16 protein-coding genes are annotated in these 15,793 nt (G+C 65.0%); 7 read left to right on the top strand and 9 right to left on the bottom strand.

Annotation, left to right across the window (positions count from 1 at the left end):
- Positions 1-52 precede the first annotated feature (52 nt).
- The 9 genes from BLW55_RS14355 to phnF all read right to left on the bottom strand — a co-directional run bounded on the left by BLW55_RS14355 (position 53) and on the right by phnF (position 10,381).
- Positions 53-676: a thermonuclease family protein gene (locus BLW55_RS14355; protein WP_244509077.1), complete on the bottom strand. Its 624-nt coding sequence runs from the start codon at positions 674-676 to the stop codon at positions 53-55.
- Complete coding sequence (locus BLW55_RS14350; protein WP_007010528.1) at positions 676-1,323, bottom strand: S24 family peptidase; 648 nt, start codon at positions 1,321-1,323, stop codon at positions 676-678. The genes BLW55_RS14355 and BLW55_RS14350 overlap by 1 nt, the downstream gene beginning before the upstream one ends.
- A 154-nt stretch (positions 1,324-1,477) precedes the next feature.
- The gene (locus BLW55_RS14345) at positions 1,478-2,044 is read right to left on the bottom strand and encodes an ActR/PrrA/RegA family redox response regulator transcription factor (protein ID WP_007010527.1); all 567 of its coding nucleotides are present in this window, start codon (positions 2,042-2,044) and stop codon (positions 1,478-1,480) included.
- Positions 2,045-2,097: 53 nt separating this feature from the next.
- Positions 2,098-3,432, bottom strand: coding sequence for an ActS/PrrB/RegB family redox-sensitive histidine kinase (locus tag BLW55_RS14340; RefSeq protein WP_090329247.1), 1,335 nt, complete (start codon positions 3,430-3,432; stop codon positions 2,098-2,100).
- Positions 3,433-3,470: 38 nt separating this feature from the next.
- Entirely contained in the window at positions 3,471-5,933 is a 2,463-nt protein-coding gene (gene hrpB, locus BLW55_RS14335) for an ATP-dependent helicase HrpB (RefSeq protein ID WP_177175084.1), read from the bottom strand.
- The gene (locus tag BLW55_RS14330; RefSeq protein ID WP_244509076.1) at positions 5,930-6,568 is read right to left on the bottom strand and encodes an ATP-binding cassette domain-containing protein; all 639 of its coding nucleotides are present in this window, start codon (positions 6,566-6,568) and stop codon (positions 5,930-5,932) included. The genes hrpB and BLW55_RS14330 overlap by 4 nt, the downstream gene beginning before the upstream one ends.
- A gap of 16 nt (positions 6,569-6,584) precedes the next feature.
- Positions 6,585-8,261: an ABC transporter permease gene (locus tag BLW55_RS14325; RefSeq protein WP_090329244.1), complete on the bottom strand. Its 1,677-nt coding sequence runs from the start codon at positions 8,259-8,261 to the stop codon at positions 6,585-6,587.
- A gap of 21 nt (positions 8,262-8,282) precedes the next feature.
- Positions 8,283-9,521: an ABC transporter substrate-binding protein gene (locus BLW55_RS14320; protein ID WP_090329243.1), complete on the bottom strand. Its 1,239-nt coding sequence runs from the start codon at positions 9,519-9,521 to the stop codon at positions 8,283-8,285.
- A 107-nt stretch (positions 9,522-9,628) separates the two neighbouring features.
- The gene (phnF, locus tag BLW55_RS14315) at positions 9,629-10,381 is read right to left on the bottom strand and encodes a phosphonate metabolism transcriptional regulator PhnF (protein WP_090329242.1); all 753 of its coding nucleotides are present in this window, start codon (positions 10,379-10,381) and stop codon (positions 9,629-9,631) included.
- A gap of 123 nt (positions 10,382-10,504) precedes the next feature.
- Here phnF and phnG point away from each other — a divergent pair, with 123 nt between their 5' ends.
- From phnG to BLW55_RS14280, 7 genes are read left to right on the top strand one after another with little or no spacing between them, the layout of a single operon-like run.
- Positions 10,505-10,972 (top strand): phosphonate C-P lyase system protein PhnG, encoded by a 468-nt coding sequence (gene phnG / locus BLW55_RS14310; RefSeq protein WP_052017451.1) that lies wholly within the window; start codon positions 10,505-10,507, stop codon positions 10,970-10,972.
- Positions 10,972-11,583, top strand: coding sequence for a phosphonate C-P lyase system protein PhnH (gene phnH, locus BLW55_RS14305; protein WP_090329241.1), 612 nt, complete (start codon positions 10,972-10,974; stop codon positions 11,581-11,583). The genes phnG and phnH overlap by 1 nt, the downstream gene beginning before the upstream one ends.
- Positions 11,584-11,586: 3 nt before the next feature.
- Positions 11,587-12,696, top strand: coding sequence for a carbon-phosphorus lyase complex subunit (locus BLW55_RS14300; protein WP_090329240.1), 1,110 nt, complete (start codon positions 11,587-11,589; stop codon positions 12,694-12,696).
- Positions 12,693-13,583, top strand: coding sequence for an alpha-D-ribose 1-methylphosphonate 5-phosphate C-P-lyase PhnJ (locus BLW55_RS14295; protein WP_007010517.1), 891 nt, complete (start codon positions 12,693-12,695; stop codon positions 13,581-13,583). Before BLW55_RS14300 ends, BLW55_RS14295 begins: the two co-directional genes overlap by 4 nt.
- Before the next feature lie 34 nt (positions 13,584-13,617).
- Positions 13,618-14,394: a phosphonate C-P lyase system protein PhnK gene (gene phnK / locus BLW55_RS14290; protein WP_025029986.1), complete on the top strand. Its 777-nt coding sequence runs from the start codon at positions 13,618-13,620 to the stop codon at positions 14,392-14,394.
- 2 nt (positions 14,395-14,396) lie between these two features.
- On the top strand, positions 14,397-15,104 hold the full coding sequence (phnL, locus tag BLW55_RS14285) for a phosphonate C-P lyase system protein PhnL (RefSeq protein WP_007010515.1): 708 nt from the start codon (positions 14,397-14,399) through the stop codon (positions 15,102-15,104).
- Positions 15,101-15,715 (top strand): DapH/DapD/GlmU-related protein, encoded by a 615-nt coding sequence (locus BLW55_RS14280; RefSeq protein ID WP_007010514.1) that lies wholly within the window; start codon positions 15,101-15,103, stop codon positions 15,713-15,715. Before phnL ends, BLW55_RS14280 begins: the two co-directional genes overlap by 4 nt.
- Positions 15,716-15,793 lie beyond the last annotated feature (78 nt).

Raw genomic sequence — 15,793 nt, 5'->3', positions numbered from 1 at the left:
ACTTCCTGAATTTGTGCTGACGTCAGGTGATTCCACCTGACTGCAAAATGCTCTACGAACCGGACGGCCCGCCACTGAATATGCCTTTGCCGGCATTGCGGGCCGCCCGGGACTTTTCGGCGTAGGGACCTCCAGTCTCGGCAAGCGCCCAGCCATTCTCCACCAGCCACGTGCCGACGTCATAGCCCGCAAGCGAACAGCGCATCGGCCTGTCGCTTTCTTCCTCCGCAGCGGCGTCCTCACCCGCTCCTTCAACGTGACACTCCACGGCGCGCCCGCGCAGCCAGTAGCGAAACGCGGTGCGCGCGCGCTTGCCGCAGGGCCACACGCCACCGTCACTGGCATCGCAGACCTGATCCGGCGCAATGATGCGGATACCGTCAACGGTTATGGTGCGGCCTTCGGATTCGAACATACCGGCGGCAATTGCCATCGGCCGGTAGTAGAGCGTGTCCAGGGGCCTGGGCTCAGGAGCTGGTGCCCCAAGCTCGCTGAGCGGCGTGCGCGGATCGGCACGTTTCAATCCCGTGGCGTCAATGGGTGGCGGCGCGACGAGTTCCGGTGCGATGACGCGGGGTTGCCGCCTCTCCTGTGCCTCCATGGGGCTGAAGCCGGACGATGCGAGGATCGCTGCACAGGCCAGAAACAGGGACCGACAACGATATCGCCCCGCCATCACTGGCTCGCCCAGATGATGCGCGCCATCCACTCCATCTGCGTTTTTTCCAGCAAACGATTGGGATGTTCGGGATTGAGGGAAAGCAGCTCCACCTGCCGGCTCGTCTGCCGCAGAAGAACCTTTGCCATGACTTCGCCACCCGCCGTCTTGACCACCACACGGTCTCCGCGCCGCAGGCGCGCGGTAGGGTCCACGATCAGCGTGTCGCCGTCACGGTAGAGCGGCATCATGGATTCGCCCTGAACCTGCAGCGCATAGGCCCCTTCATGTGCCGGTCCAGGCAGGTCGACGTGCTCCCATCCTTCTCCGAGCGGAAAACCCGCATCGTCAAAGAACCCGCCGGCGCCTGCCTGGGCAAAACCGATCAGCGGAACGCTGGATGAAGGCTGCTCATAGGGTTCAGCCGGCTTGCCGTCATTCTGCAGGAGCGCCACAAACTCCCAGAGCGTGGTGCCGGTTGCATCCATGATCTTTGAAAGGGATTCTGTCGAGGGCCAGCGCGGGCGGCCATCCGCCGAAAGCCGTTTGGATTTGTTGAAGGCAGTCGAATCCAGGCCTGCCTTCCGGGCCAGACCGGAGGCGGAAAGCGAGTGACGCACAGCCAGTGCGTCTATGGCTGCCCAAACCTTGTCGTGCGAGAGCACGCGACTCATCCTTCCGGAATCTCGAAACAGGAAAAAATACCTGTCTTCCTGTTTTACCGCTGGTTATGGAGCTTGTCCATAAACCGATACTTGCCGCCGGTCGCTTCAATCCGCCGATTGAGCCCGATGCGCACCGTGAGCCTCGCTGTGGTGATCAGCGGGGCGCGCGCTTGGCAAGGATGCGCTGCAGGGTGCGCCGATGCATGTTCAGCCGGCGCGCCGTTTCCGAAACGTTGCGGTCGCACATCTCGTAGACCCGCTGGATATGCTCCCAGCGCACGCGGTCGGCGGACATGGGATTTTCCGGGGGTGCAACCTTCTCCCCGGACTGCCGGGTGAGTGCCGCGTAGATGTCGTCGGCATCGGCGGGCTTTGCCAGGTAATCGACCGCGCCGAGCTTCACCGCGGTCACCGCGGTGGCGATGTTGCCGTAGCCGGTCAGAATAATCGTACGGGAATCCTTGCGCTTTTCGCGGATCGTGGCCACCACGTCGAGGCCGTTGCCGTCGGCAAGGCGCATATCAACCACGGCAAAAGCCGGCGGGGTCGCCCTGGCCCGCGCCACGGCTTCTTCCACGCTCTCGGCCGTTTCCACCGTGAAGCCACGGCTTTCCATCGCCCGCGCCAGACGCGTCAGAAACGGCTTGTCATCGTCAACGATGAGAAGGGAGCGGTCTTCACCCAGGACTGCTGCCGGGTCTTCCTCGGTGTTGCTTGTCATATCCAGCACGTTCAGCACGTTACTCTTCCTAGAATCTTTCTAACCTAAATCTGTCAGCTTTCCAATTTAGGACTCTTTTCGCCTGATTCCAGATTGTCGTCAGGCACCACGAAAATCGAGCGCTGCCAGATAACCTCTGCATAGGCGCCCTTGCCCTTCTCGGCGAGATTGCCGAAGCGGATCTGAGCGCCGGAACGCTCAAGCAGCGTCTTGGCAATAAAAAGCCCCAGCCCAAGCCCGCCGCCACTGCTGCCACCGGAAGAGCGCTTCGACATATAGGGCTCCCCGATCCGATCAAGGATCTCGGCCGGAAAGCCGTTTCCGTCATCGACAACCAGGAGCCCGACCGTATCCGCATCCCAGTGCCAGCGGATCGTCACGCTCTCTTTGGCGAAGTCGACCGCGTTCTCGACCAGATTTCCGAGCCCGTAGATCACGCCCGGGTTGCGTCTCCCCACCGGCTCCGGACCCTCTGTCGTGCCCGGCTCCAGGCGGATATCGATGCCGAAATCACGGTGTGGTGCTGCCGTTTCCTCGATCAGCGACGTGAAGGGCTGACGCGCCATATGCGCCTCGCCCTCCGATGACAAGCTGGTCAGCTGGCGCAGGATTTCCCGGCAGCGCTCGCTCTGCGTTCGCAGCAGCGTCACATCCTCGCTGAAGCGCTCGTCCTTGCCGAGCGCGCGCTCCATCTCACGCGCCACCAGTGCGATGGTGGCGAGCGGCGTTCCAAGCTCGTGCGCGGCGGCGGCCGCGAGACCGTCAAGCGCCGAGATGTGCTGCTCGCGCTGCAGCACCAGTTCGGTGGCGGCGAGAGCGTTGGCCAGAAGCCGCGCCTCCTTCGCCACCCGGTAGGCGTAGACCCCGGTAAACGCGATGCTCGACACCACGGCGATCCACACGCCGATGATGTAGATCAGCGGCATCACCAGTTCCGTGCCCGGGAACCAGGGAAGCGGGCGGTGGAACACGGCGAGCGCCGTTGTCAGCGCCACCACCAGAAAGCCCAGAAGCGCAGTCCAGCGCAGCGGCAGCGATGTGGCCGAAATCACCACGGGCACCGTCATCAAAAGCGAGAACGGGTTGGTGAGGCCGCCCGTCATGTAGAGCAGGCCGGCAAGCTGAAACGCATCGAATGTGAGAATGCCGAGAGAGGCAAGCGGCGCGAGGCGGTGCGCCGCCGAATAGCGGATGGCCAGATGCACATTGAGCCATGCGGAGGCGGCGATCAGCGCGAAACACAGGCCCACAGGCAGTGGGAAATCGAGTCCGAAAGCGACGACGATCACCGCTGCGCTCTGGCCGATGATCGCCAGCCAGCGCAACTTGATCAGCGTGTTGAGCCGCAGGCCGTGGTTCGGATCGTGTGCCCTGATATCCTCAAGCATTGCGGGGTTATGAGGGAAGTCCGCCCGCACTCCAAGAACTATTTTTTGCGCGGTTTGGCGCGATGTGTCGCGGCTGCGTTCGCCGGATCTTCCGGCCAGACATGCTTGGGGTAGCGCCCACGCATGTCTGCGCGCACATCCGCCCATGATCCGGCCCAAAAGCCCGGCAGGTCCCGCGTGGTCTGGATTGGCCGGTGCGCCGGCGACAGAAGCTCCAGCTTGAGCGGAATGCCATCGGCGACCGTCGGGTGTTCGGTCAGGCCGAAAAGCTCCTGCACGCGGATCGCCAGAACCGGCCCCTCCGCCTCATAGCGAATGGGCACATGGCTGCCCGAAGGCGCATCGTAGTGACTGGGCGCCATCTTACCGATGCGCCTTTGAAATTCGTGCGGCACCAGCGCGGTCAACCCCTCGCGCAGGATGTGCGGCGCCAGTCTGGAAAGCGACGCCTCGCCGGTGAGAAAGGGCAGAAGCCAGTCATCGAGCCCTTCGAGAAGCGCCTCGTCAGACATGTCCGGCCATGGATCGCCCTTCGCCGCGTGGAGCCAGGCAAGCTTGCCCCGGAGCGCCTTCGCCTCCCTGTCCCATGGCAGAAGCGACAGCCCGTGCGCCCGCACGGCGTCGATCACCCCGCGGTCGGCGGCGGCACCCGATGGCGGCGGCAGAACTTGCTCGGCCAGCACCAGAGCGCCCAGCCGGCGCACCCGCCGCTGCCTGAGCGTGCCCGCGCCCCGGTCAAAGCGCGTCTCCGTGACCTCCTCGATCAGATGCCCGAGCGCGGCCACGATCTCTTCCTCGTCAATCGCCGCCGCCGAGGCGATGCGCGCGTTCTGCGCGCGCCCCTGAAGATCGGCGACCACCAGAAAGGCGCTGCCGGCAAGCCGCTCCTCCGGGGCCAGCACGCCGCCACGACCATTCACCATGACGAAATGCCCATGCGCGCCCCGCGCCTTCGCAACGCGGTCGGGCCAGGCATGGATGAGCAGAGCGCCCGCATGCGGCGCATCGCCAGCGCGTTCACCACCGGCAGATTTGGCAAGCCGCGCGGCCAGCCGGCGCGCCTGTTCCGCCCGCGCGCCCCGCTCCCTGCGGAAGCGCTGCAACCGGTCGTCCAGATCGGCGGACCGGCCACCCAGCCCACGCTCCGAAAGGAGAACGGCAAGTTCGGCTGCGGCGAGCGCGTGACCGTCTTCCGCCGCACGCGCCACCATATGCGCCAGCCGCACTGGCAGGGCGAGCCTGCGCATCGCCTCGCCCGCCGCCGTCAGCCGGCCCGCCTCGTCCAGCGCCTCAAGCCGCTGCAAGAGGCTGCGCGCCTCGGCAACCGCCGGAGCCGGCGGCGCGTCGAGAAAGGAAAGAGAAGCCGGGTCGCTCACGCCGAAGGCAGCGCAGTCGAGCAACAGGCCCGACAGATCCGCCTCCAGAATTTCCGGCGGCGTGAAGGCGGCCAGCGCCGCCGTCTGTTCCGCCCGCCAGAGCCGCAGCGCGATGCCCGGCGCGGTGCGCCCCGCGCGGCCCGCCCGCTGATCGGCGGAAGCGCGCGAAACGCGAACCGTTTCAAGCCGCGTCAAACCCGTCGAGGGCTCGAATTTCGGCAGCCGCGACAGGCCGCTGTCGATCACCACGCGCACACCGTCAATGGTGACCGAGGTTTCCGCAATGGCCGTCGCCAGAACCACCTTGCGCCGCCCCGCATCCGCCGGGCGGATGGCCGCATCCTGCGCCCGTCCGTCGAGACCGCCATAAAGCGGCGTGATGTCCACATCGGCGGGCAGCCGTTCGGCAAGACGCTCCGCCGTTCGCTCGATCTCGCGCTGACCGGGCAGGAAGGCGAGCACGCTGCCCTCCTCCTCCGCCAGAACCGTGCGCACCGCACGCGCCATCGTGTCCTCGATGGCCTCGCCGGCGGGCCGTTCCCCATGGCGCAGCTCGACGGGAAAGCTGCGCCCCTCGCTCTCGATCACCGGCGTATCGCCAAGAAGCGCCGCCACACGCGCGCCATCGAGCGTAGCCGACATCACCAGAAGCCGCAGGTCCAGCCGCAATGCGGCCTGCGCATCGAGCGCCAGCGCCAGCGCGAAATCGCCATCGAGCGAGCGTTCGTGAAACTCGTCAAACAGCACCGCCGCGATGCCGGAAAGCTCCGGATCATCGACGATCATGCGCGCGAGAACACCTTCTGTCACCACGAGAATGCGGGTTCTGTCGGAGACCTTCCGCTCCATGCGCATGGCGTAGCCGACCGTCTCGCCCGGCTCCTCGCCAAGGATCGCCGCCATGCGCCGGGCCGCGGCGCGCGCGGCCAGCCGGCGCGGCTCCAGAAGAACGATGCGCCCCTGCGAGGCCCACTCGGCCTCCAAAAGCGCCAGCGGCGCGAGCGTTGTCTTGCCCGCTCCCGGCGGCGCGACCAGCACGGCCTTTCCCTGCGTCTCCAGCGCCGCGCTCAGCGCCGGCAGCACTTCCGTTACCGGCAGGTCGGGAAGTTTTGGCATTCCCGTCATTCGCCAATCCGCACGATGTCGCCGCTGGCGGCTTCGGCGTCGGCCGCGTCATGCGTCACGAGAAGCACCGGCAATCCGTTTTCGCGCGCCTTGGAGAAAACCAGTTCGCGGGTCTGCGCGCGCAGTTCCGCATCGAGCTTGGAAAAGGGCTCGTCCAGAAGCAGGGCGCGTGGTGAGGAGGCCAGCACGCGCGCCAGCGCCACCCGCGCCTTCTGCCCGCCGGAAAGCGTTGCCGGATCGCGCGCCTCAAGCCCCGCAAGGCCCACGCCCTCAAGCGCCTGTGCGACACGCTCCGCCCGCGCCGCGCGGCCACGCACCGCCTCCGGCAGCGCGAACATCAGATTGCCGCCCACGCTCATATGCGGAAACAGAAGCGGATCCTGAAAAAGCACGCCCACATGCCGGTCTTCGGGCTTCAGCGCCGTCACCTCGGTTCCATCGACGAAAACCCTGCCGCGCGCCGAAAACACCGGATCGAGAAACCCGCCAATATAGGCGAGCAGCGTGGATTTTCCCGCGCCCGACGGCCCCATGACCGTCAGCACCCCGCCGGGTGCAACCCGTTTTGTCAGCGAAACGATCTCGCGCTCTTCCAGCGCAATCGTCACCCCGTCGATGAAAAGCCCGGCGTCCATCAAGTCCCGTTTCCATTCAAACATGCATGTCGCGATAACGGCGGAATATCAGCGCCGGTACGATGGTGGCAACGGCAAAGCCCGCCGCCGGCAAGACCATTTGGATGAAGGCATAGATGCCGATCACGCGGCGATTGCCACCGGAAGCGAGCGCCACCGCCTCCGTGGTGATTGTCGTCAGCCGCCCCGCACCAATCAGCAGCGTGGGCAGATAGAGCCCCACCGACACCGAGAAGCCGATGGCCGCAACGGCGAGAAGCGGCCGCGCCAGCATGGGCAGGCGGATATGGAAGAAGCGCTGCACCGGTCCCTTGCCGAGCCCCGCCGCGATCTGATCGTACCGCCGGTCGAAGGCGCGCCAGGGATCTTTGAGGCTGAGCCAGGCATAGGGCAACACGAAGACGAGATGGGTGAACACCAGCGCCGCCAGCGTGGCCTCCACATCCGTCAAGATGAACAGGAGCTGGAGCCCGAACAGGAACGCCACCTGCGGCACCAGCAACGGCAGATAGAGAAGTGCAAGCGTGCCCCGCGCCGGGCTCCCGGTCTCATCCTCCCGCACGAAACACAATATGGCGATTGCCACCGCAATCAGCGTGGAAACGAACGCCACGAAGAGCGTGGTCGTCAACGGCTCCACCAGATTGGGCATAACCCGCATCCAGTTGCGCAGATCGAAGCGCGCGGGCAGAAGGTCGGGATATTGCCAGAGGCCCGCCACCGACCAAAGACCGAGCGCCATCAGGCCAGTAAAGATAGCACCGGCAGAAGCCAGCATGACGGCAAGCGCCCCCCAGCGCAGGACATGGTCGCGCCGAAGACGTTTTCCCGCGCAAGCCATCCGGTCGCGCAGGCGTGCGCCCAGTTTTTCGAAGCCGATCCAGATCAGGATCGCAGCCGCCGTGACGCCCAGTTGCAACATTGCGCCGGCCGATGCCAGAAAGCGCCTGGAAAGGTCGGGATCGTTCATCCAGTTGACCAGCCGCACGGCCAGCGGCGCCGGCGTGGTCGGGCCAAGAATGGCGGCCACATCGACCACCGATGTGGCAAAGGCGATGACCGCGAAAACCGGCAGTCGGATCTGCGGGTAGATCGACGGCCAGAGGCCGAACACGAAACCGGAGATGCGTCCATAGCCCATCGATGCGATGAGCGCCCGCGTGCGCGCCGGCTTCACCTGCGGCAGTGCGGCCAGCGTGACGAGAAGCAGGAACGGAATTTCCTTCACGATCAGCCCCGCCATCATCGACAGGCCGAGCGGATCGTGCACGATCAGCAGATCGGGCGGGCGCTCCCAACCGGTCAGCTCCGGCGAGATCAACCGCGCGATCATGCCTGAGGGCGCTATAAGGAAAGCGAGTGCGAAGGCGCTGGCCGCGTGCGGCAGGGAAAGCAACGGCGAAATCAGATGCTGGATGCGCGCGAAAAGCCGTGTGCCGCCCCATGCGGCGGTGAACAGCATCACCGCTGTCAGGGAAATGGCGGCGGTGACGAGCCCGGTCACAAGGCTCATCAGCGCCGACATGAGGATCGCCGGTTCGGCAAACAGCATGGCGAAGGGCGCAAGCCCGAACTCCATACCGCCCAGCGCCGGCAGATAGCCGAAGGCCGGCAACACCGTGCCGGCCAGCCCGAACGCGACCGGGGCGGTCAGAAGCCCGATGGCGAGCATGGGACCGAGGCGCGTCAGCATCAGGCTGGTCCCATGCCTTGGCTAATTGCCAACCCCATAGCGCCGCTTCCACTCGGTTTCGATGCGCTCCATCCAGCTTGGGTGCGGCTCGTCCAGCGCGGGGCCGAGTTCGTCGGGCCGCAGCGTTGCGACGCCGAGATCGATGGCATCGAAGCGGGCGCGATCTTCCTCGTTCAGCTTGTCGAGCGCCAGAACGGTGGGATCGCCCCAGATGGCGGGATCCTGCTTGCGGGCCTGCGCCTCCGGCGACATCAGGAAATTGGCAGCCACCAGCGCGCCCGCCTTTGCCGAGGCGTTGTAGGGAATGGTGAGGAAGTGGGTGTTGGCCAGCGTTCCGCCGGGAAAAGTGAAGGACCGCACCGTGCCCGGCAATTCGCCATTGGCGATGGCGCTTGAGGCCTCAGCCGGATTGAACGCGAAGATGATGTCGAGCTCGGAATCGGCGAGAAGCTGCTTCATCGCCGGGTAGTTTTGAGGATAGGCACGGCCGGAGCGCCACATGACCGGGTTCAACGCGTCGAGAAAATCGAACAGCGGCTTCGTCACGTCGTCAAAGCGCGCCTCTTCCACGGGTTCGAGCAGCAGGGAGGGATCGGCGATCGTCTCGGCCAGAACCTGTTTCAGGAAGGACGAGCCGATGAAATCCGGTGGCTGCGGATAGGAGAAGCGGCCGGGGTTTTCCTGCGCCCACTTCAAAAGTCCGTCGGCATCCTGCGGCAGATCTTCCACACTGGTGCGCGCGGTGTCGTAGAAGAAGACGAGTTTCGCCATGCCCCATGGGCTCTCAAGCCCTTCCACCGGCACAGTGAAGTCGGTGCGGATCGTCGGCTTGTTCTCGACATCCACAAAGGTCCAGTTCGGCAGTTTTTCGGCCCAGCCCGGCGAGAGGATCAGGGCCTGCTCTTTCATGGCGGCGAAATTCTCGCCATTGATCCAGATGAGATCGACCGTTCCATTTCCGTCGCGGCCAGCGGCCTTCTCCGCCACCACCGTGGCCACGGCGCTTGCCGTATCCTCAAGCTTTACGTGCTTGAGCGTGACGCCGAAGCGTTCTTTCAGTTCATCGCCTGCCCATCCGATGTAGTCGTTGATGTTCTGCGAGCCGCCCCAGGCGTTGAAATAGACCGTTTCGCCACGCGCATCCTCCAGAACCGCATCCCAGTTCGCGGGATCGGGCTTTGCGGTGTCGGCGGCGGCCGCAACCGCGCCAATCGCCAGAAATGCCGTCGAAAAAAGCAGTGCGCGCAAGAGAAACCCCATTGTTGCCCGTGGTTGAAACACGCGGCGATAGAGCACGTTAAGGCGGTGCAAATCAACGCAAACCACCTCGCGCTACGGTCACTTCACGGTGAGCTTCAGGTGAAAGGCTATTGGGCTTCGGAACCAGGAATATGCAGTTCGATCCTGTCGGCGGCAAAGCGGGTCTCGGAGTAGTGCACCGGCTTCCCTCGCGTATCCACATTGATGGCGATGGTCACGAGAACGATTGCGCCGGGCGAAAGCCGCAGGTCTTTCAGGTCGCCCGCTTCCGCGTGTCTGGCCGTTACGACGGTGCTGTGGCGCAGATAGTCGGCAAGGCCGAGTTCCCGAAACGAAGCCGTGATCGAGCGTGTCTGTGCGAAGGCCTCGGCCATGCCCGCAAAGCGCTCAGCATCGAACCAGCTTCGCGCGCGCGACACGGGCCTGCCATCGGCATGCGAAAGCGTCTCAAGCCGGATCACCGGCGCACCGGGGGAAAGGTGCAGTGCCTTTGCCACGTCCGCTGCTGCATTCTCCGTGGCGTGGTCGAGCAGATCGGCGGCCAGCCCGCGCGACTGCCCGGCCAGCCCTTCGGAAAAGCGCGTGCGGCTGCGAATGGGGTAGGCCAGCCGCTTGCGCCCTTCCACGAAGGTGCCGCGCCCCTGCTCGGCCCGCAGCACGCCCTCTTGCACGAGTGCGGCGATCGCCGTGCGCACCGTATGCCGGTTGACGCCGAAACGCTCCGCAAGCGCCGTTTCGGGCGGCATGCGGCCATCGCCGCCAAGTGCCGCTTCGCCAATCTCACGCCGCATGCGGTCGGCAATCTGCCGCCAGAGCGCAACGCCGCTGCGCCGCTCGATCACCGCTTTCTTCACCTGCACCACTTTTCTGCTTCCCCTGCCGGCCTTGTCATCAACGCGTCATGGACACCCGCTAGGCAAAACCCATAATATGTTTGGTTGTCTAGAACAATAGACAAATTAACGAACGAGGAAGGAGACATCATGGTCTCACGACAGGAAAGACAGGCGGTCACCGAACGGCGACGCGAGGCGATGGCGGTGCTCGCCATGGCCAATGGAAGCGACCTGATGCGGCTCTGGAACGAAGCCGGGCTGCCCGACGAGGCTGAAACGCTGCGCGGACCTGAAACCGGCCTCGTGACCGTTCGCGGCCGGATGGGCGGCGGCGGCGCGCCGTTCAACTTCGGCGAAGTCACCGTCACGCGCGCCACGGTCAAGCTGCCCGGCGGCGAGGTTGGCCATGCCTATGCGCTCGGCCGCGAGAAGATGAAGGTGCGGGTTGCCGCCCTCATCGACGCGCTGCGCCAGAAACCCGACCTTGAAGCCCGCATCGAGGAAAAGATCCTCGCGCCGCTGCGCGCCCGCCGCATCGAAGCGGACGCGACCCGTCGCGCCGAAACGGCGGCGACCAAGGTCGATTTCTTCACCATGGTTCGCGGAGAGGACTGATGACGCTAGATTCCATCGCCATCGAGGGCGGTTTCCAGAACCCGGTTTTCGACGCCCAGACGATCTTTCGCGCGGTGATGCAGGCCATGGCCGAACCCGGCACGATCCACAAGGGCGTAGCGCTTGCAAGACCGCCCGCACCGCTGACGCCGGAGGCTGCCGCCGTTGCGCTGGCCCTTTGCGATCAGGACACGCCCATCTGGCTCGATCCGATTCTGGCGGACGACGATGCCGTGTGCGCCTGGCTCGCCTTCCACACCGGCGCGCCCATCGCCAACACGCCAGCCGATGCGCATTTCGTCTTTTCCGCCGATCCGGAACACCTGATCGGGCTGGAGAATTTTGCTCAAGGCTCACAGGAATATCCCGACCGCTCGGCCACGCTCGTTCTTCAGGTGAGCGACCTTTCAGGCGGCGAGGAACTGGTGCTCCAGGGCCCCGGCATCGAGAGCGAAGCGCGCCTTGCGCCGCATCCGCTGCCGCGCCATTTCGCCCGACAGTGGGCGCAAAACCACGCCCGTTTCCCACGCGGGATCGACCTGATCCTGGTCAGCCGCGAGGGCCTCGCGGCCCTGCCCCGTTCCACCCGCATCACCAGTCAGGAGGCCTGAGCCATGTATGTAGCCGTCAAGGGCGGCGAAGCCGCCATCCAGAACGCGCATCGGCTTCTGGCCGACCGTCGCCGCGGCGACCGCAATGTGCCCGCCATCACGCTCGAACAGATCTCCAGCCAGCTTTCGCTCGCCGTCGACCGCGTCATGTCCGAAGGCTCGCTTTACGACACGGGTCTTGCGTCCCTTGCGGTCAAGCAGGCGCGCGGCGACATGATCGAGGCGATCTTCCTCCTGCGCGCCTACCGCACCACCCTGCCCCGCTTCGGCTATACGCGCCCCGTCGACACGGCGGCCATGCTGGTCGAGCGGCGCGTCTCCGCCACCTACAAGGATCTGCCCGGTGGGCAGCTTCTCGGCCCCACCTTCGACTACACGCACCGCCTGCTCGATCCGGAACTGGCCGAGGATGCCGAACCGGCTGCGCCCGAAGCGCGCAGCGAGTCGGAAGAACCCATGCCGCGCGTGTCCGACATTCTGGCCAATCAGGGCCTGATCGAGAAAGACGGTTCGCTGCCGGAAGACCGCGAGCCCGGCGACATCACTCGCGAGCCGCCGGAGTTTCCCATGGAGCGCGATCAGCGCCTTCAGGCGCTCTCGCGCGGCGACGAGGGCTTCCTTCTGGCGCTCGGCTATTCCACCCAGCGCGGTTATGGCCGCAACCACCCCTTTGTCGGCGAGATCCGCATTGGCGAGGTGGAGGTGGAAATCGACGTGCCGGAGCTCGACTTCCCGCTCACGCTCGGCCGCATCCGCGTCACCGAGTGCCAGATGGTCAACCAGTTCAAGGGTTCAAAAAAGGTACCGCCGCAGTTCACGCGCGGCTACGGGCTGGTGTTCGGCCAGTCGGAGCGCAAGGCCATGGCGATGTCGCTGTGCGACCGGGCGCTGCGCGCGGACGAACTGGATGAGGATATCACCGCGCCCGCGCAGGACGAGGAGTTCGTCATTTCCCATTGCGACAACGTGCAGGCGACCGGCTTCGTCGAGCACCTGAAGCTGCCGCACTATGTCGACTTTCAGGCCGAGCTCGGTCTGGTTCGCCAGATGCGCCGCGAATATGAGGAGCGCCGCGAGGGCGCAGACACCGAGCACCGGGAGGCTGCTGAATGAACGCCCACACCGACAACATCGCCCAGTACAATTTCGCCTATCTGGACGAGCAGACGAAGCGCATGATCCGCCGCGCGATCCTCAAGGCCATCGCCATTCCCGGCTATCAGGTGCCCTTCGCCAGCCGCGAAATGCCGATGCCCTATGGCTGGGGCACTGGCGGCGTGCAGGTCACCGCATCAGTGATCGGAACCGACGATGTGCTCAAGGTCATCGACCAGGGTGCGGACGACACGACCAATGCCGTCTCCATCCGCGCCTTCTTCCAGAAGGTCGCCAATGTGGATGTCACCACCCACACCGCCGACGCCACCATCATCCAGACGCGCCACCGCATACCGGAGGAACCGCTGAAGGCCGGTCAGGTGCTCGTCTATCAGGTGCCGATCCCGGAACCGCTGCGCTTTCTCGAACCGCGCGAGACCGAAACCCGCAAGATGCACGCGCTTGAGGAATACGGCCTCATGCATGTGAAGCTCTACGAGGACATCGCCCAGCACGGCCACATCGCCACCACCTTCGCCTATCCGGTCAAGGTCGAGGGGCGCTATGTGATGGACCCGTCGCCGACGCCAAAATTCGACAATCCGAAAATGCACATGTCGAAGGCGCTCCAGCTTTTCGGCGCAGGCCGCGAAAAGCGTATCTACGCCGTGCCGCCCTACACGCGGGTCGAAAGCCTCGATTTCGAGGATCACCCCTTCGAGATCCAGACCTTCGATGAGCCCTGCGCGCTGTGCGGCGGCACGAATGTCTATCTCGACGAAGTGGTTCTCGATGATCGCGGCGGGCGCATGTTCGTCTGCTCCGACACCGACAATTGCGAGGCGCGCCGCGCTAGTGGCCATCGCGGGCATCTGTCCGGCGAAGAGGCTGCGACCATCTGATGCGCAAACTTTTGAAAATTCGCGGAGAAATCCAATGACCGACGAACCGCTGCTTCGCGTTCGCTCCATCTCGAAATTCTACGGCAACCGCATCGGCTGCAACGATATCTCCTTCGACCTGTGGCCGGGCGAGGTTCTGGCTGTGGTGGGCGAGTCCGGCTCGGGCAAGACCACCTTGCTCAACTGCCTCTCGACCCGCCTCCTGCCGACCTCCGGCACCGTGTCCTACCGCATGCGCTACGGGGCCTTCCACGACCTCTACCGCATGAGCGAGGCCGAGCGACGCTTCCTGATGCGCACCGACTGGGGCTTCGTGCACCAGAACCCCTCCGACGGGCTGCGCATGACGGTCTCCGCCGGCGCCAATGTCGGCGAGCGGTTGATGGCCGTGGGCCAGCGCCACTATGGCGACATCCGCGCCAGCGCAACCGACTGGCTTGGCCGCGTGGAAATCTCAGAGGATCGCATCGACGACCAGCCACGCGCCTTTTCCGGCGGCATGCGCCAGCGCCTCCAGATTGCCCGCAACCTCGTCACCGGCCCGCGCCTCGTCTTCATGGATGAGCCGACCGGCGGTCTCGACGTGTCGGTGCAGGCCCGCCTGCTCGATCTGCTACGCGGGCTCGTTCACGAACTGGGCCTCTCCGCCATCGTCGTCACCCACGACCTTGCGGTCGCCCGCCTTCTCTCCCACCGCATGATCGTCATGAAGGACGGTCACGTGGTCGAAAGCGGCCTCACCGACCGGGTGCTCGACGATCCGCAGGCGCCCTACACCCAGCTTCTCGTTTCCTCCATCCTGCAGGTGTAACCATGGCAACGCCACTCGTCGTCTCCGAAGTCTGCAAGAGCTTCACCATGCATCTCCAGGGCGGCATTCGCCTACCCGTGGTGGCCGATGTCTCCTTCTCGCTCTCCGCCGGCGAATGCGCCGTGCTTGGCGGCCCCTCGGGCGCCGGCAAGAGTTCCATCCTCAAGATGATCTATGGCAGCTACGCCATCGACAGCGGTCAGGTGATCGTCACCCATGACGGCAATCTGGTGAACCTCGCCACCGCTGATCCGCGCACCGTCATCGCCATCCGCCGCGACACGATCGGCTATGTCAGCCAGTTCCTGCGCGCCGTGCCGCGCGTTTCCGCACGCGATGTGGTGGCCGAGCCGCTCATCGCTCGCGGTGAGGCTCTGGAAACCGCGCGCGGCAGGGCCGAGAAGCTGCTTGCCCGCCTCAACCTGCCGGAGCGTCTGTGGGACCTGCCGCCCGCCACCTTCTCCGGCGGCGAGCAGCAGCGCGTGAACATCGCCCGCGGCTTCATCACCGATCATCCGGTCCTGCTTCTCGATGAACCGACCGCCTCGCTCGACAAGGCAAACCGCGAGATCGTTGTTTCCATGATCGACGAGAAGAAGACGGCGGGCGTCGCCCTTCTGGGCATCTTCCACGATCAGGATGTGCGCGACGTGGTGGCCGACCGCATCATCGACGTCACCGACTTCGCACCGGGCAGGAAAGCGGCATGAAACAGCTCTCCGAAAAGGCGTCGGTTCACCCTTCCGCCGAAATCGTCGCATCCACACTCGGCCGCTACACGGAAATCGGCGAGCGGTCGCGTGTGCATGAAGCGGTGGTCGGCGACTACTCCTACATGACGCAGGATTGCAGCGTCTGGTGCGCCGAGATCGGCAAGTTTTCCAACATCGCCGCCGCCGTGCGCATCAACGCCACGAACCACCCGACCTGGCGCCCGACCCTGCACCATTTCACCTACCGCTCTGGCGACTATTGGCCGGATGCGGAGCATGACAGCGATTTCTTCGGCTGGCGGCGGGAAAACATGGTGCGGATCGGCCATGACACATGGCTCGGACACGGCTCCACCATCCTGCCCGGCATCACAATCGGCGATGGCGCGGTGATCGGGGCCGGGGCGGTGGTGTCGAAAGACGTCGCGCCCTACACGATTGTCGGCGGCGTTCCCGCCCGGCCGATCCGCGAACGCTTCGACCGCAAAACCTCCGAGCGCTATCAGGCGCTTGCGTGGTGGGACTGGAACCATGACAGGCTGCGCACCGCACTGAACGATTTCCGCTCGCTGAACGCAGAGGAATTCCTGGAAAAGTACGAGGGTTAGGGCCCGCGCCATCGCGTCGCAGCTTTCCCTGAATATAGTTGTCAGGTTTTTATTGACAGAACCGCAGCCGTGCGGTTT

Source organism: Nitratireductor aquibiodomus (genome assembly GCF_900105565.1).
GTDB classification, from domain to species: Bacteria; Pseudomonadota; Alphaproteobacteria; order Rhizobiales; family Rhizobiaceae; genus Nitratireductor; species Nitratireductor aquibiodomus.
This window is presented reverse-complemented; position numbering and strand designations above follow the sequence as displayed.